General features: G+C 38.3%; 16 protein-coding genes. 1 reads left to right on the top strand and 15 read right to left on the bottom strand.

All coding sequences use genetic code 11. The features are described 5' to 3' along the window. Positions 1 to 9: 9 nt before the first annotated feature. From ilvC to KW2_RS05875, 10 genes are all read right to left on the bottom strand, one after another. On the bottom strand, positions 10 to 1,032 hold the full coding sequence (gene ilvC, locus KW2_RS05920) for a ketol-acid reductoisomerase (RefSeq protein WP_021037264.1): 1,023 nt from the start codon (positions 1,030 to 1,032) through the stop codon (positions 10 to 12). A gap of 45 nt (positions 1,033 to 1,077) precedes the next feature. Continuing rightward, positions 1,078 to 1,554 (bottom strand): acetolactate synthase small subunit, encoded by a 477-nt coding sequence (ilvN, locus tag KW2_RS05915; protein WP_021037263.1) that lies wholly within the window; start codon positions 1,552 to 1,554, stop codon positions 1,078 to 1,080. After that, positions 1,547 to 3,271, bottom strand: a complete 1,725-nt coding sequence (locus tag KW2_RS05910) for an acetolactate synthase large subunit (protein ID WP_021037262.1) — start codon at positions 3,269 to 3,271, stop codon at positions 1,547 to 1,549. The genes ilvN and KW2_RS05910 overlap by 8 nt, the downstream gene beginning before the upstream one ends. Positions 3,272 to 3,281: 10 nt before the next feature. After that, on the bottom strand, positions 3,282 to 4,994 hold the full coding sequence (gene ilvD, locus KW2_RS05905) for a dihydroxy-acid dehydratase (protein WP_021037261.1): 1,713 nt from the start codon (positions 4,992 to 4,994) through the stop codon (positions 3,282 to 3,284). A 119-nt stretch (positions 4,995 to 5,113) separates the two neighbouring features. Then, a complete protein-coding gene (locus KW2_RS05900; protein WP_021037260.1) occupies positions 5,114 to 5,896 on the bottom strand; it encodes an ABC transporter ATP-binding protein in 783 nt (260 codons plus the stop codon). Between the two features lie 13 nt (positions 5,897 to 5,909). After that, a complete protein-coding gene (leuD, locus tag KW2_RS05895) occupies positions 5,910 to 6,485 on the bottom strand; it encodes a 3-isopropylmalate dehydratase small subunit (RefSeq protein WP_021037259.1) in 576 nt (191 codons plus the stop codon). A gap of 48 nt (positions 6,486 to 6,533) precedes the next feature. Further along, on the bottom strand, positions 6,534 to 7,067 hold the full coding sequence (locus KW2_RS05890; protein ID WP_021037258.1) for a hypothetical protein: 534 nt from the start codon (positions 7,065 to 7,067) through the stop codon (positions 6,534 to 6,536). Next, positions 7,067 to 8,443 (bottom strand): 3-isopropylmalate dehydratase large subunit, encoded by a 1,377-nt coding sequence (gene leuC, locus KW2_RS05885; protein WP_021037257.1) that lies wholly within the window; start codon positions 8,441 to 8,443, stop codon positions 7,067 to 7,069. Before leuC ends, KW2_RS05890 begins: the two co-directional genes overlap by 1 nt. Positions 8,444 to 8,622: 179 nt before the next feature. Next, positions 8,623 to 9,660: a 3-isopropylmalate dehydrogenase gene (gene leuB / locus KW2_RS05880; RefSeq protein WP_021037256.1), complete on the bottom strand. Its 1,038-nt coding sequence runs from the start codon at positions 9,658 to 9,660 to the stop codon at positions 8,623 to 8,625. Positions 9,661 to 9,671: 11 nt separating this feature from the next. Then, complete coding sequence (locus KW2_RS05875; RefSeq protein ID WP_021037255.1) at positions 9,672 to 11,213, bottom strand: 2-isopropylmalate synthase; 1,542 nt, start codon at positions 11,211 to 11,213, stop codon at positions 9,672 to 9,674. A 421-nt stretch (positions 11,214 to 11,634) separates the two neighbouring features. On the opposite strand from KW2_RS05875, the gene trhO reads away from it, so the two are divergent. Further along, entirely contained in the window at positions 11,635 to 12,594 is a 960-nt protein-coding gene (gene trhO / locus KW2_RS05870) for an oxygen-dependent tRNA uridine(34) hydroxylase TrhO (RefSeq protein ID WP_011835164.1), read from the top strand. Positions 12,595 to 12,626: 32 nt separating this feature from the next. On the opposite strand, the gene KW2_RS05865 is transcribed toward trhO, so the two are convergent. Genes KW2_RS05865 through hisH form a run of 5 tightly spaced genes read right to left on the bottom strand, consistent with a single transcriptional unit; the run spans position 12,627 to position 16,144 of the window. Further along, positions 12,627 to 13,412 carry a histidinol-phosphatase HisJ family protein gene (locus KW2_RS05865; protein ID WP_021037254.1) on the bottom strand — a complete coding sequence of 262 codons (786 nt, stop codon included), beginning with the start codon at positions 13,410 to 13,412 and terminating at the stop codon, positions 12,627 to 12,629. Further along, the gene (hisIE, locus tag KW2_RS05860; RefSeq protein WP_021037253.1) at positions 13,413 to 14,051 is read right to left on the bottom strand and encodes a bifunctional phosphoribosyl-AMP cyclohydrolase/phosphoribosyl-ATP diphosphatase HisIE; all 639 of its coding nucleotides are present in this window, start codon (positions 14,049 to 14,051) and stop codon (positions 13,413 to 13,415) included. It abuts the gene before it with no gap. Further along, complete coding sequence (gene hisF / locus KW2_RS05855; RefSeq protein WP_021037252.1) at positions 14,048 to 14,827, bottom strand: imidazole glycerol phosphate synthase subunit HisF; 780 nt, start codon at positions 14,825 to 14,827, stop codon at positions 14,048 to 14,050. The genes hisIE and hisF overlap by 4 nt, the downstream gene beginning before the upstream one ends. Beyond that, the gene (hisA, locus tag KW2_RS05850) at positions 14,796 to 15,536 is read right to left on the bottom strand and encodes a 1-(5-phosphoribosyl)-5-[(5-phosphoribosylamino)methylideneamino]imidazole-4-carboxamide isomerase (protein ID WP_011676147.1); all 741 of its coding nucleotides are present in this window, start codon (positions 15,534 to 15,536) and stop codon (positions 14,796 to 14,798) included. Before hisA ends, hisF begins: the two co-directional genes overlap by 32 nt. Continuing rightward, entirely contained in the window at positions 15,536 to 16,144 is a 609-nt protein-coding gene (hisH, locus tag KW2_RS05845; RefSeq protein ID WP_021037251.1) for an imidazole glycerol phosphate synthase subunit HisH, read from the bottom strand. Before hisH ends, hisA begins: the two co-directional genes overlap by 1 nt. Positions 16,145 to 16,173 lie beyond the last annotated feature (29 nt).

Here is a 16,173-nt window from a genome sequence, read left to right as displayed (position 1 = left end):
AAAGATAAATTATTGATAAATTTTAAAGGCGTCGTCATCACCAGATTGTGTAAATGGCATTGCTTTACGTAGTTCTGCACCGATTTTTTCAATTTCCAGATTTTTAGCTGCTTCACGATAAGCAGTTAATTTTGGACGTCCAGCTTTGAAATCATCAACGAAATCTTGCGCAAATTTTCCTGATTGAATGTCAGACAACACGAGTTTCATATTCTTTTTAACTTCGTCAGTAATAATGCGTGGTCCAGTCACATAATCGCCAAATTCGGCAGTGTTTGAGATTGACTGACGCATTTTAGTGAAACCACCTTCGTACATAAGGTCAACAATCAATTTCATTTCATGCAGCACTTCAAAGTAAGCCAATTCGCCAGCATATCCAGCTTCTGTCAGTGTTTCAAAACCAGCTTCAACAAGTGCTGTCAAACCGCCACAAAGCACGGCCTGTTCGCCAAACAAATCTTCTTCTGTTTCTTCTTTGAAAGTTGTTTCGATAATTCCCACACGGGCACAACCAATGCCTTTCGCCCAGTCCATAGCGATTTCACGCGCATGACCAGTGGCATTTTGATGCGAAACGAACAAAGCTGGCGTTCCGAAACCTTCGGTAAAAGTCCGCCGAACGAGATGTCCAGGTGCTTTTGGTGCCACCATGAAGACATCAACATCGTCTGGGACTTCAATATAGCCAAAATGAATATTGAAACCATGGGCAAAACCAAGTGTTGAACCTGCTTTCAAATTTGGTTTTATGTCCTCTTCATAAATAGATTGTTGAAGTTCATCAGGTGCCAGAACCATAATGACATCAGCTTTAGCTACTGCTTCTCCTACTTCAAATGTTTCAAAACCATCTTCTTTTGCTTTATCAAAAGATTTCCCCTGACGGACACCAATGATAACGTTATGACCAGAATCACGCAAGTTTTGTGCATGAGCATGTCCTTGTGAACCATAACCGATTACTGCAATTTGCTTTCCAGCAAGTGCTGCTACTTCTACGTCGTCTTCATAATACATTGTAACTGACATTTTGTTTCCTCTATTTTTCTATTTTTTTTGTTAACTTAATTAAATTTAGCCCCGCTCAAAACCTGCGCTACCTGTCCGAGCCATGTTGAGAATACCATAAGGACTGACCACATCAATGAGCGCTTCAATCTTTGCTGAGTCACCAGTGAGTTGAATGGTGACATTCTCACGATTGACATCAACGACATTTACCCTAAAAGGTTCAATCATTGTAAAAATTTCTGCACGTATCGTTGGTGGAGCTGATACTTTGATTAAAACCACTTCACGAGCTACATGAGGCAAATCAGTAATGTCAGCAACCTCAATCACATCTATTAAACGATTTAACTGTTTGATAATTTGTTCCACCTCATTAAGATAGTCTACTTCAATGACAAAAGTGGTATGAGTTAAATCCTGACTTTCAGTCACACCAGCGGTAATTGAGATGATATTTACCTGCCTACGGTTGAGTACAGCCGTAAAACGATTCATGATTCCTGTGACATTATGAAGCTTTGCAATAATCATTCTACGCATTGTCCACCTCCCTATCCTCAGTAAAAGTCAGACCAATCATCTCGTCATTATGTAATCCTGCTGGTATCATTGGCAAAACATGTTCAGATTTTGAAATGACAATTTCGATAAGCATTGGTTCATCTTTTGTAATGATTTTCAAATCTTCAGCCAAAGTCTTGGGATTTTCTAGCTTCAAGTGTTTGATTCCGTACGCCTCGGCCAATAATTGAAAATTGGGTTCGGCATCAAAAACGGATTGTGAGCGGCGCTCCTCATAGAAAGATTCTTGCCACTGACGAACCATTCCTAGCGAATGATTATTAATCAACACCACTTTGATTGCAATGCCATAGCCATTAAGTAAAGCCAGTTCTTGATTGGTCATTTGAAAACCACCATCTCCGACAAAAACGATGACATTTTTATCAGGATTGGCAAGCTTGGCACCAATTGCAGCTGGAATTCCAAAGCCCATTGTTCCCATTCCGCCAGACGTAATCAGCTGACGAGCGTTTTTGTAAGGATAATATTGCGCTGCCCACATCTGGTGCTGTCCAACGTCAGTAACGATGATTGAGTTTCCGTCAGTATATTTTCCAATTAATTCGATAGCTTCTTGTGGACGAATTTCATCTTGTGGCGTTTCGTAAGCAAATGGTACTTTTTTCTTGTTTTGTGAGACCAATTGAACCCAGTCAGTAAAATCTGTATCAACTTTAGGAAAATCCAGAAGTTTCGTCAGTGCATCTTTCAAATCTGAATGAATGGGAATATCTGTTTTTACGATTTTTCCAAGTTCGGCAGCGTCAATATCAATATGAGCAACGACTGCATTCTCAGCGAATTTTAATGGATTGGAAACAACTCGATCATCAAAACGGGATCCAAAGTTGATAATATAATCAGCTTTGACCAGAGCCATATTGGCTGCATAAGAACCATGCATTCCTGCCATACCCAATTGTAATTCGTGATCAATCGGCAAAGTTCCTAAACCTAGTAAAGTTGAAACCACGGGGATTTGATATTTTTCAACAAATTCACGAAATTCACTGACAGAATCTGAATAATTAATGCCACCACCCGCAATAAGAACTGGACGTTTACTGACAGAAAGTTTCGTCAGTAATTCGTTCAATTGATGATTGTTTGCAGTTTCAGTAGGACTGTAATGGGGCAGGTTTATTGTTGGGTCATTGATTTCAGTGACTTCAAGTGTTGAAACATCCTTAGGCAAATCAATTTCTACTGGTCCGGGACGCCCTGTTTGGGCCAAGTAATAGGCTTCGGTCACGATTCTTGGGATATCGGCTGTATCTCTGATTTGATAATTATATTTTGTGATGGGTGCGGTAATGCCAACAGTATCTGCTTCTTGAAAGGCGTCCTTACCGATAGACTGACGCCCGACTTGTCCAGTAAAAACGAGCAGTGGAACGGAATCAAGATAAGCATCAGCAATTCCCGTCACCGCATTAGTTGCGCCCGGCCCAGAAGTAACCACAACCACTCCAACTTTTCCAGAAGATTTGGCGTAACCTTCAGCCTCATGAGTCGCCCCTTGCTCATGACGAGCTAAAATGTGCTTAATTCCTTCAAAACTATGAATCGCGTCATATAAAGGGAGCATAGCTCCACCGGGGTAGCCAAATATAATCTCTACTCCAAGATTTTTTAGAGTTTCAAGGACGAGCTGAGAGCCAGAAGTTGGTTTTTCTAACTTTATTTTTTTCATGCAATCCTTTCTATAAATCAGTCACACAGCCTTCACTGGCTGGGCGCGTGAGTTTAGCAAATTTGGCAAGAACCCCACGCGTTGCTTTAGGAGCAGGTTTTTGATAATTGGCACGACGTCTAGCAATCTCATCGTCAGCAACTTTCAAACTAATGCTGTTATTGACCGCATCAATCTCGATAATATCATTATCTTCGACCAAGCCAATCAATCCGCCCTCAACCGCTTCGGGGACAATGTGGCCAACCACAAAGCCATGTGTGCCACCAGAGAAACGTCCGTCAGTAATCAAAGCACAAGATTTTCCAAGACCTGCTCCAATCAAGGCTGAGGTCGGTTTTAACATTTCTGGCATTCCTGGGCCTCCGACTGGGCCGATATTACGAATGACAGCGACATCTCCTGCGTGCAAACGACCTGACTCAATTCCGTCAATAAAATGTTGTTCGCCATCAAAGACACGGGCTGTTCCTTTGAAAAATTCCCCTTCTTTTCCAGAAATTTTTGCCACAGAACCACCTTCAGCAAGATTGCCATAGAGAATTTGCAAATGACCTGTTGCTTTGATAGGATTTTCAAGTGGTCGCATAATGTCTTGGCTGTCAAAGTCCAAATTCAGTGCTGTTTCAACATTTTCAGCTAGAGTTTTACCAGTAACCGTCAAACAGTCGCCGTGAAGCTTGCCCTCTTTGAGCAAATATTTCAAAACAGCAGGCACGCCACCAATTTTGTGCAAATCTTCCATCATGTACTTGCCACTTGGCTTGAAATCGCCAAGCACAGGCGTGACATCGGAAATACGTTGAAAATCATCTTGCGTAATTTCGACACCAATGGCATTAGCCATAGCAATAATGTGCAGAACAGCATTAGTTGAACCACCGAGAACCATGACGATTGTTATCGCATTTTCAAAAGCTTCCTTGGTCATGATATCGCTTGGCTTGATGTCTTTTTCTAGCAAATTTTTGATTGCCAGACCAATTTCATCACATTCGTCTTCTTTTTCTTGACTGACCGCTGGATTTGAAGATGAATAAGGCAAACTCATTCCCAAAGTTTCAATTGCCGAAGCCAGTGTATTTGCTGTATACATGCCCCCACAAGCACCCTGTCCCGGAATGGCATTACAAATGACGCCGTGATAATCTTCTTCGGAAATATTTCCTGTAATTTTTTGTCCAAGCGCTTCAAAAGCCGAAATAATATTTAACTTTTCGCCTTTGTATTCGCCATGTTCAATCGTTCCACCATAAACCATAATTGACGGACGATTGAGCCGAGCCATACCGATAATTGAGCCTGGCATATTTTTGTCACAACCGGGAACAGCGACAATTGCATCGTAATATTCGGCACCAGCGTTGGTTTCAATGCTGTCAGCAATAACTTCACGACTGACCAAGGAATATCTCATGCCAAGTTTTCCGTTGGCAATCCCATCAGAAACCCCAATGGTGTGAAATTGAAGTCCAATCAGTCCGTCAGTTTGATTGACAGAATTTTTGATTTTACTACCGAGTGTGCCCAAGTGCATGTTACAGGGATTTCCGTCCCAATCCATGCTGACGATTCCGACCTGAGCTTTTTTGAAGTCCTCATCTTTAAAACCAATGCCATAGTACATGGCTTGGGTCGCTGGCTGTGTTGGGTCTTGTGTCAATGTTTTTGAATACTTATTGAGCTCTATTGATTCAACTTTTCCGTTATATTTGAATTCCATATGTTATCTTTTTGACCTCCCCGTAAATTTTTATAGAGTTATTTTATCATTAAAAAATTGAAAATACAATAATTTGTCAGAATATTCAATAAAGTCTATAAAATACTTTTGCTTTCTTTTTAAAAATTCATCGGAATAATGAAATACTTATGCTTAATTCGTTGAATTTCAATCTTTTCTTGATAAAAATCTGTCAGTATTTTTTCATTTAATAAGTCATCTTTTTTGCCTGCTTGAACGACTTCTCCTGCTCTTAAAAGTAAAAGGTGCGTAAAAGTATCAGAAATTTCATCAGGATGATGAGTAATATAAATGATTGTTGGCCCATTTTCTAATTTATTAATTTGTTCAAGTTGCTTTAATAAATTTTCTTTTGCAAATAAATCTAAACCATTGGTTGCTTCATCTAAGATCAATAGTTCAGGCTTTAAAATTAGACTTCTAGCAATAAGTAAAACTTGTTTTTCTCCCTGTGAAAGGCTCCCGTAAGTTCGACCAATAAGTGCTTCGGCTCCGATATTTATCAAAAGATTACGGGCTTCGTCGAGTTCTTGGTCTCTATAAGGTTTATAGAGCATACTTGAATTAAATTTACCTGTATAGACTAGATTTTCGGCTTTGATATTTGAATGGAATCGCTCGGCGATAAATGAGCCAACCACACTGATTCGTTTTCTAAGTTTTGGAATTTCTCCTTTACCAAATTCAGTCCCTAATACTCTTAATTGGCCTGAGCTTTTCCATTCTTCGGCCAAAATTAATTTCAACAAACTTGATTTTCCAGAACCATTTAAACCCAGAATCACCCAATTTTCCCCTTGATTAACCTGCCAAGTGATATTTTTGAGAATTTCTGTTTTATTTCGAGTAAGATTCACATTTTTTAAGCTAATAATTGTCATCTTTTTCTCTCTTTTATTGATGTTTTTGCTCATAGGCAGTAATAGCTTGTTCATATTGCAAAGTAATCCCAATATCATCTAAACCGTTAATCAGCTTATCTTTCCAAATGGGATCAATCTCAAAATAAAAGTTTTCTGTGCTCGTTTGAATTAACTGATGAGGCAAATCAATTGTGATTTCTTCTTGGCTTGAAAGTTGGGCTAGACTTTTTAGCGCCTCTTTGGGTTGGACAATGGGTAAAAGTCCATTTTTCAAACTGTTATTATAAAAAATGTCTGAGTAAGAGCCAGCAATAATGGCTCGAAAACCATAATCTGCCAGTGCCCAAGCCGCATGTTCTCTGGAAGATCCTGAACCAAAATTGTCGCCAGAAATTAACAAGCTGGCTTTTCGATATTGCGGCTTATTTAACACAAAATCGGGATTTTCCTCATAATCTTTGCTATAGCGCCATTCATAAAATAAGTTTTTCCCAAAACCTTTTTTATCAATCGCTTTTAAAAATTGTTTAGGAATAATTTGGTCAGTGTCAATATTGTCGTTCATCAATGGAACGCTTGTTCCTTTGTAAATTGTGAATTTTTCCATTTTTATCTTTCTATTATTTTTTATTTTTAAATAACTGTCAGTTGATTTTCATTCTTTTGCTTTTCGATTATTCTCAATTTCTTTTGGAAATTGCTTACGCGCCTTGTTATAGGCGAGATAGCGTTGCACCAATAAAGAAAAGCCAATGTCAAAGAGCAAAAAGAGATTGCCTGGCGCTTTTGTGAAATGATCTAGTCCCAAGTGCAAAGCCATATAAATAATCCAAAAAAGAGCGGTCAAAAGATTTCCTTTGCGCATAACCTGCTGGTCATCATTGACCCAGTAAGTATAGGTCAAGACCCGTAGCCAGCCAAAGAGAGGCGGCAAAACCAGACTGTAAATCAGAAGATTACCCAGAAAACCAATCGTCAATCCTGACTTTTCAACATACTGGAAAATCTCGATAGCCCCAAATGCCATAAGTATGAGATAGATTGTCATGCGCGCAGTCACGACACGCGCACGAAGCTGACGACTAATGACCCAGACGATGATGAGAATCCCCAAAATCGCTGGTGCAAAGTTCTGAATGAAAGCTTGAATGTCAGTGTTGAGCACCTGATTAAATTGGTTCGTATTCATTAGACAATTTCTCTAACATCAACAAATTTACCAGCGATTGCGGCTGCGGCCGCCATTGCTGGAGAGCATAAATGCGTTCTGGCATTATGTCCTTGACGCCCCTCAAAGTTTCGATTACTTGTAGATGCGCAATGGACATAAGCTGGGATTTGGTCAGGATTCATGCCCAGACAAGCCGAACATCCGGGTTCACGCCATTCAAAACCTGCGTCCTTGAAGATTTTATCAAGACCCAGTTCTTCGGCAGCGATTTTGACAGGGCGACTGCCGGGTACAACAATTCCTGTCAGTCCGTCAGCAATATGATTGCCTTTGATAATTTTTGCTGCTTCTTCTAAATCGCCAAGCCGTGCATTGGTACAAGAACCGATGAAAATATAACCCAAGTCAATATCAGAAGCGGTTTGTCCCGGTTTTAAATCCATATACTGATAAGCACGTTCGTAGTTTAAATCGTCATTAATTTTAGGAAATTCTTCACCAAATTCTAGTCCCATGCCCGGATTGGTTCCCCAAGTCACCATGGGTTTTAATTGACTAACATCAAGGGTTAAGACCTTGTCATAAACCGCGTCAGAATCACTGACAAGTTTTTCCCATTTACTGACAGCTTCGTCAAAGTTTTCAGGAGCATATTCGCGTCCTTTGACATAATCATAAGTTTTTTCGTCAGGATTCATCAGGCCCATTTTTGCCCCAAATTCAATGGACATGTTACAAATTGTCATCCGTTCTTCCATGCTTAAATCACTAATGGCATTCCCAGTATACTCAACCGCATAACCTACACCTGCATCAACCCCATATTTGGCAATGAGAGCGAGAATAAAATCTTTACTATAAACTCCTTTTTGAGGATGACCTTGAAATTCGATTTTCATACGTTTAGGTTTGACTTGCCAGATGGTTTGAGTCGCAAGGACATGCTCTACTTCACTGGTTCCTATTCCGAACGCAATAGCGCCAAAAGCCCCATTTGTCGCGGTATGACTATCACCACAGACAATTGTTTTACCGGGTTGCGTACGCCCAGATTCAGGGGCGACCATGTGAACAATTCCTTGTCCTTTGCCGCCATGTGCTTCTGCCGGTATACCAAATTCCTTGACATTTTTAGTAAAGGTATCAATTTGCTTTTTAGAAATCAAATCTTGAATATTAAAAATATCTTTTGTTGGAACATTATGGTCAAGTGTTCCATAAGTTAAATCCCTGCGTCGAACGCTACGCCCTGCATCACGCAGACCTTGAAATGCCTGTGGACTCGTTACTTCATGTATCACATGAAGATCAATATACAAAAGTTGAGGTTCACCCTCCTGTCCAGCAATCACATGCTGGTTCCAAAGTTTATCGAATATAGTTTGACCTGACATTTTATATCTCTTTTCTTTATAAAATTTTACTGACAGAGCTGTCAGTATTTTTTTAACTTTTCGCCAGTAAAATTCACTGACAGAACTCTCATCTATGCTGAAAGTTCTTTTATCTACAATTAAAATGCTCTTTACTCAATCGCTGACGACTGATAAAATGCTCTTTACTCAATCGCATTTTACTGACAATTTTTCAAAATAGCTTCTGTCATCTCAGCAGTCGTTGCATTGCCTCCTAAATCCTGTGTCAAAGTTCCGTCAGCAAAAGTCTGGGTTACTGCTTTTTCAATCAGAGTAGCACCCTCCTCTTGACCAAATGATTCTCGCAACATCATGGCGACTGACAAAATCATGCTGACAGGATTGGCAATGCCTTTTCCTGCAATGTCAGGCGCAGAGCCGTGTATTGGCTCATATAGTGACAGTCCGTTAAATCCATGAGAACTAGAGGGCATAACGCCCAGTGTTCCCGCAAGACTAGAGGCCTCATCAGACAAAATATCGCCAAATAAATTTTCGGTCACAATCACATCAAATTTTTGTGGTTCTGTAATCAATAGCATGGCACATGAATCAACCAATTGATGCTCCAAAGTAACGTCTGGATATTCAACAGCAATTTCGTCAGCAATTTTTCGCCAAAGTTTAGAGGTCGCAAGAACATTTTGCTTATCAACAGAAGTCAGTAACTTTCTTGGACGATTTTGAGCTATTTTGAAAGCAAAGTGTAGAATTCTTCTGATCTCGTCAGCAGTGTAATCGTTGATGTCACGGGCTTTTTCATCTGATAACTCATGCTGACCGAAATAAATCCCACCTGTCAGTTCGCGAATCACGACAAAATCAACATTTTCAACATTTCGGATTGGCGAAAGGTTTTTCAAAGCTGGGTAAATTTTCAAAGGACGCACATTTGCATAGAGCCCCAATTCTTTCCGCAAAGCAAGTAGTCCTTGCTCTGGTCTTACTTTTGCGTCGTTATATTTAGGGTGACCAATGGCAGCGAGCAAGATGGCGTCAGCATTTTTAACTGCTTGCAAAGTTTCTTCTGGTAAAGGATGACCATGCTTATCAATTGCAATTCCTCCAAAATCTTTGGCTTCTAATTCATATTCAAAAGCAATTTTTTTACTGACAGCTTTTAAAACTCTTAAACCAGCTGACATAATTTCAGGTCCAATCCCATCACCTGCAAGTGTCACAATTTTTTTAGTCATTTTCCTTCACCTTAAATTCCATCATGAGCTGAAATTTGTTCAACCTTTCCTTGTGAGTTTTCTTTCTGTACCAGTACATTCGCATTCATATAAGCAATCGCACTACCTTTTAAGACATCATAATCGACCCCTTTAGCATTAAAAATTGTACCGGTAGCGAGATTTTCGACAGAAACAACGGTTGTTGCTTGTGCATCAATCCCATCAGTCACAGCATCAACAGAATAAGAAATTAATTTTAGTTGATGATTAAAGACTTTATCAATGGCTTGGAAAATTGCATCAACTGAACCAGAACCCTCTCCCTGACTGACATAAATTTCAGCATCTTGGTTTTTGAGTTCGACTAGTGCTTTATGCCCATCAATCTGAACATTATTAAGAATGAAACCAGCCAGATTTTTCACCGTTTCGCCCGTGAATAAAGCATGAATATCAGCGTCAGTAATTTCCTTTTTCTTGTCAGCCAGACGTTTAAAACGTTCAAACAGGTTTGGAAGTTCCTTTGCGTCATATGAAATATTAAGTTCGGTCAGTTTTTCAGTAAATGCATGCCGACCTGACAGTTTCCCGAGTGGTAGTGAATTGTGTTTTATTCCAACAAGTTCTGGACTAATGATTTCATAAGTTTCGGCATTTTTAAGAACACCATCCTGATGAATTCCAGATTCATGAGCGAATGCATTTGCCCCAACAACCGCCTTGTTTTTAGGAATAGCAATTCCTGAAAATTGCGAAATTAATTCTGCTGTTGCCATTGTTTCCGCAAGGACTAAGGGACTTTTCGCCTGATAATAATCCTTACGAATATGCAAAGCAACTGCAATTTCTTCAAGCGCAGCATTTCCAGCCCGTTCGCCAATTCCATTGACCGTACCTTCTACTCTACCCGCTCCAGCTTTAATTGCTGCTAATGAATTTGCTACAGCCATCCCTAAATCATCATGACAATGCGGACTAAAAATAATTTCACGGTCAGCTTTAATATTATCAATCAACATTTTAAATATTTTTCCATATTCTTCCGGAGTTGTATAACCAACAGTATCAGGAATATTGATGTAAGTTGCTCCAGCATCTACTGCTGTTTGAACGGCTTTCAAGAGAAATTCTGGTTCAGTACGTGTCGCATCTTCCGGCGAAAATTCAACAACTTCAACCTGCTCATGAGCATATCTTACGCATTTATCAATCGTTTTTAGAACTTCATCAGGACTTATTTTGAGCTTATATTTCATGTGAATGGGTGAAGTGGCAATAAAAACATGAATTTGCGGATGTTGAGCTTCTCTTACTGCCTCTACTGCTTTATCAATGTCAGTTATAACGCAACGAGCTAATGCTGTTACCGCCGTCTCCTTTAAAGCTTTAGAAATTTGTTTTGCAGCTTCAAAACTATCCGGACTCGCTGCAGGAAAGCCAGCTTCAATCACAGATATCCCCCATTTCTCAAGTTGTTTTGCAATAGTTACCTTCTCGGCTATGGAAAAACTCACGCCAGGTGTTTGTTCGCCATCTCTTAGGCTAGTGTCAAAGAATTCAATTTTTCGCATAATATTACCTCTATTTTTTATTAAGAAACAAAAAAGACGCCCTGAGGACGTCTCTTGGTCCTCGAAATGACTGTTGTCAAATAGGACCTACATATTTTAGCCAAAAAGCTAATGTAGGTCCACCTTGATCAACAACAATGAAAATTGTGTGTATGTCATTTCAAGTTCCTCTTTTTTGTTAATTTACATTATAATACTCTTAATATTTTAAATTGTCAATAAAATAATAATATTTAATGCATTTTTTTGTATTAACAAGAATTTAACAACAAAAAGATTACAATTTCTTTTAAATATCTTTTATAAAGTCCATGGATCAGTTGCTTGTTAATAAATAGACAAGCAATTTTGTTGCTTTTGATAGGGCTAAAATGATTAAATTATAATGGATTATGATGTACCAATAGAATAAGGAGAAAAAATGACTCAAGATTATCGAGTTTTATTATATTATCAATATGTCCCAATCGAAGATGGAGAATCTTTCGCTCAAAAACACCTATCAGACTGTAAGGCCCTAGGCTTAAAAGGACGTATCTTAGTTGCTGACGAAGGAATTAACGGAACTGTTTCAGGAACTGTTGAACAAACGAATGCTTACATGTCACTCATGAAAAATGATTCTCGCTTCACGTCAACAATTTTTAAAATTGATGAAGCCAAACAAAATGCCTTTAAGAAAATGCATGTTCGTTATCGCCCAGAATTGGTTAACTTGAGTTTAGAAGACGATGTTAATCCCTTGGAACTCACAGGTGCTTACCTTGATCCCAAAGAGTTTCGTGAAGCTATGCTTGATGAAAATACAGTTGTCATTGACGCACGAAATGATTATGAGTTTGACCTTGGTCATTTCCGAGGAGCAATTCGCCCTGAAATTAGAAGTTTCCGCGAACTTCCTCAATGGATTCGGGATAACAAAGAACAATTCATGGAAAAACGAGTTTTAACTTATTGTACAGGTGGAATTCGCTGTGAAAAGTTCTCAGGTTGGCTTGTTCGTGAAGGATTTAAAGATGTTGGTCAACTTCATGGCGGAATAGCTACTTACGGTAAAGACCCAGAAGTCCAAGGGGACCTTTGGGATGGACAAATGTATGTCTTTGATAGCCGAATTGCAGTTCCGATTAATCAAAAAGAACACGTCATCGTCGGACGTGATTGGTTTGATGGAAGTCCTTGCGAACGTTATATTAATTGTGGAAATCCAGAATGCAACAGACAAATGTTAGCTTCCAAAGAAAATGAAGCTAAATATCTTGGTGCTTGTTCACATGAATGTCGAGTTCATCCAGATAACCGCTATATCAAAGCTCATCAGCTTTCAAATCAAGAAGTTCAAGAACGCCTTGCTCTACTTGAGAAAGATTTGGCATCATAAAATAAAAAAGTCTATTTGCAAATAGACTTTTTTTATTTTACTTTCATCTTGCTGAAAGTCGCTAATTCTTTAAAACCAGCTTTTTTAATTATTTCTCTTGCATTATCAATTGCCGCCCAATCACGCTTTGCGACATGACTATCCGTTCCTAAAGTAACAAATTCTCCACCTAATTTTTTAAAATTAATCAATAAATCACTATAAAATTGCTGAGTTTTTGATTCACTAAACAATCTCGTATTCACTTCTAAGGCTTTACCTTTTGAAGCCAAGTTTCTTAAAATTTCTAGCAATATCACTTCAAAATCCACAAAATTTATTGATTTATCAGCGTATGCGCCATATCTAGCAACATAATCCAAGTGTCCAAAAGAATTATATAACTCAAAATTTTGAACAATACCTAAACAAGCTAAAAGATATTCTTTTTGAGCTTCTTCTTTAGATTTATTTAGATAAAAATCCGTTCCATCATAGACTTCTATATCATCAATTTCATGGACAGAAGCAATCACAAAATCAAATGGAGCCGAATTGATAAATTCACTAATTTCTGATTTAAATCGTAAATCTATTCCCATTTCCAAACCAATTTTTATTGTAATTTTATCTTTAAACTCTACTTGTAATCTATCGATTTCTCGAAAATACTTGGCTACATTCAACGAAAAATCAATCTCAGGAAAATAAAAATCACGATGTTCTGTAAAACAGATTTCCTCCAAACCATGCTCAATCGCTTCTAAGACATGATTTCTGGGATTTTCCTCACTGTCAGCCGAAAAATAAGAATGCAAATGATAATCTAATTTTTTCATTTAATCTGCCGTCCTTGTGTGAAATTCCTTTTTATTTCCTTCAATCTGATGACGCTCACGCGCTTTTTTCCGCACTTCTTCAAGAGAAAGATCAGTTTGATTCATCAGAACAAACAAATGATAAAGCAAATCATCAATTTCACCCAAGAGTTCAGTCTTATCCGAATTTTTACTAGCGATAATTACCTCACTGGCCTCTTCACCAACTTTCTTTAAAACCTTGTCAACGCCTTGGTCAAGCAAATAATTTGTATATGATTTCTCTACTGGATGTGCTTTTCTGTCAGCGATTTGTTTTTCTAAATCAGCAAAAATATCCGAGTCATCAAAAGGAATGACTTCGTCATAAAAACAAGAATAGGCACCAGTATGACAAGCATTACCTGTCTGCTCAACAAAAACAAGTAAAGTATCCTGGTCACAATCTAAGCGCATTCCTTTTACTTTTTGAAAATGACCCGATTCTTCCCCTTTATGCCAAAGTTTTTGTCTTGAACGTGACCAAAACCAAGTTTCGCCACTTTCAAGCATTTTCTGATAGGCCTCCTCGTTTGTATAAGCCATCATCAAAACTTGCTTCGTTTGATAATCTTGCACAATGACAGGAATGAGCGCCTGCTTTTGAAAATCTGGTTTCATATAATCTCCTTCTTAATTATTCTTGCTGGAATACGATTTTTTATGAGTTCTTCTTTAACTTCATCCACTGTTGCTTCTCCATAATGAAATAAAGAAGCAACAAGGGCCGCATCACTTTTTGTCTTTTCAAAAACATCAATAATATCCGAAATAGAACCACAACCACCACTTGCAACAACGGGAATATTAACTGCAGAGCAAACGGCATTTAACATTTTTAAATCATAGCCTGTTTTTGTACCATCTTTATCCATTGAGGTCAATAAAATCTCCCCTGCACCTAATTTTTCACATTTTTTGGCCCATTCAACTAAATCAATTCCTGCATTTTCTCGCCCACCTTTGATATAAACTTCAAAGCTAGACCCCGATTCATTCGCCTTGGCATCAATCGCAACCACAACGCATTGAACGCCAAATTCATTAGCCGCTTGATGGATAAGTTCAGGATTTTCTATTGCCGCCGAATTTATGGACACTTTGTCAGCTCCACTAGCAAGAATTCTTCTAAAATCGTTAATAGAACGAATTCCTCCACCAACGGTTAATGGAATTGAAAGCTCACGTGCTGCACGTCCGATTAACTCACCAATAATTTCACGTTCTTCAAAAGAAGCCGTTATATCAAGAAAAACAATTTCATCTGCACATTGTTCTTCATATATTTTTGCTATCTCCACTGGGTCACCAATTTCTTTTAGACCAACAAAATTGATTCCCTTAACGACCTTACCATTTTTAATATCAAGACAAGGGATAATTCTTTTTGTTAGCATGATTGAACTCCTTTTCAAGATTAATTTTTCCTTCATAGTAAGCTTTTCCAACAATGATTCCATAGAAATCAGAATCTGCTGCTCGTTGAATATCCGAACTATCCTTTACCCCACCAGAAACAATGACATCTAAAGAAGTTTCTTTTGAAATCTCATCATAAAGTTCAAAATTCGGTCCAGTTAACGTACCGTCCTTGGAAATATCAGTGACAATGACGGTTTTAACACCTATTTTCTCTAAATCTTTTAAAAATGATAGATAAGGAAGAGTTGTTTTTTCTAACCAACCACTCGTTGAGACAAAACCCTCCCTAATATCCACTCCAACAACAATTCTGCTCAAACCATATTTAACCAATAGTTCTTTAAGAAAATCAGGTTTTTCTGCTGCTGCCGTCCCTAAAATCACACGTTCTACGCCAATCTGTTCAAGATAAAGGCTAACTGTATCTAAATTTCTAATTCCACCACCAATTTCGATTTTTAAATTAGTTTGGTCTTTTATTTTTCGCACAATCTCTAAATTTCTGGTTTGCCCTAGCTTAGCACCATCTAAGTCGACTAAATGTAAATATTTTGCTCCCATTTGTTCAAATTTTTGAGCAATTTCTAGTGGATTTTTAGAGTAGACCGTTTTCTTATCATAATCCCCCTTGTAGAGACGCACAGCTTCTCCATTTTGTAAATCAATCGCTGGGATAATTTCCATTAAATTTCCTCCAAAAATGCTCTTAGTATTTTTCCGCCAATTTTTCCACTCTTTTCAGGGTGAAATTGGCAACCGATAATGTTATTTTTCCCCACAATGGCAGGAATCATCGCTTCTCCGTATGTTGTATAGGCAATGAGTTCATCATCAGGACAAGTCGCTTGATAGGAGTGAACAAAATAAACTTCATCACTATCAGCCAAATAAGCAGTTATTGGCTTAGTTTTGACTAGTTTTAATTGATTCCAACCCATGTGTGGAATTTTCTCACTTGATTTTATTGGAATGACTTCTCCTTTTAAAAGCCCTAACCCTTGGCATTCTTCTATTTCCATTCCTTTTTCAAACAGCACTTGCATTCCTAGACAAATCCCTAATATAGGTATTCCGGCATCAGCTCGCTCCTTTAAAACATCAATTAAATTAAACTTTTTCAGGTTATTCATTGCGGTAGGAAAAGCCCCCACTCCTGGAAGAATAAGTGCATCTGCCCTGCGAATTTCTTCTAAATCTCTCGAAATTACTGTTTCTTGTCCCAATCGTAAAAATGCTGCTTGGACACTTTGAAGATTTCCAAGGTTGTAGTCGATGATAACAATATTTGCCATACTTCTCCTTTCAATAATAAATGGAAATA

The organism is Lactococcus cremoris subsp. cremoris KW2 (assembly GCF_000468955.1).
GTDB classification, from domain to species: domain Bacteria; phylum Bacillota; class Bacilli; order Lactobacillales; family Streptococcaceae; genus Lactococcus; species Lactococcus cremoris.
Note: the sequence above shows the minus strand (reverse complement) of the source record. Positions and strands in the feature narration are given on the sequence as shown.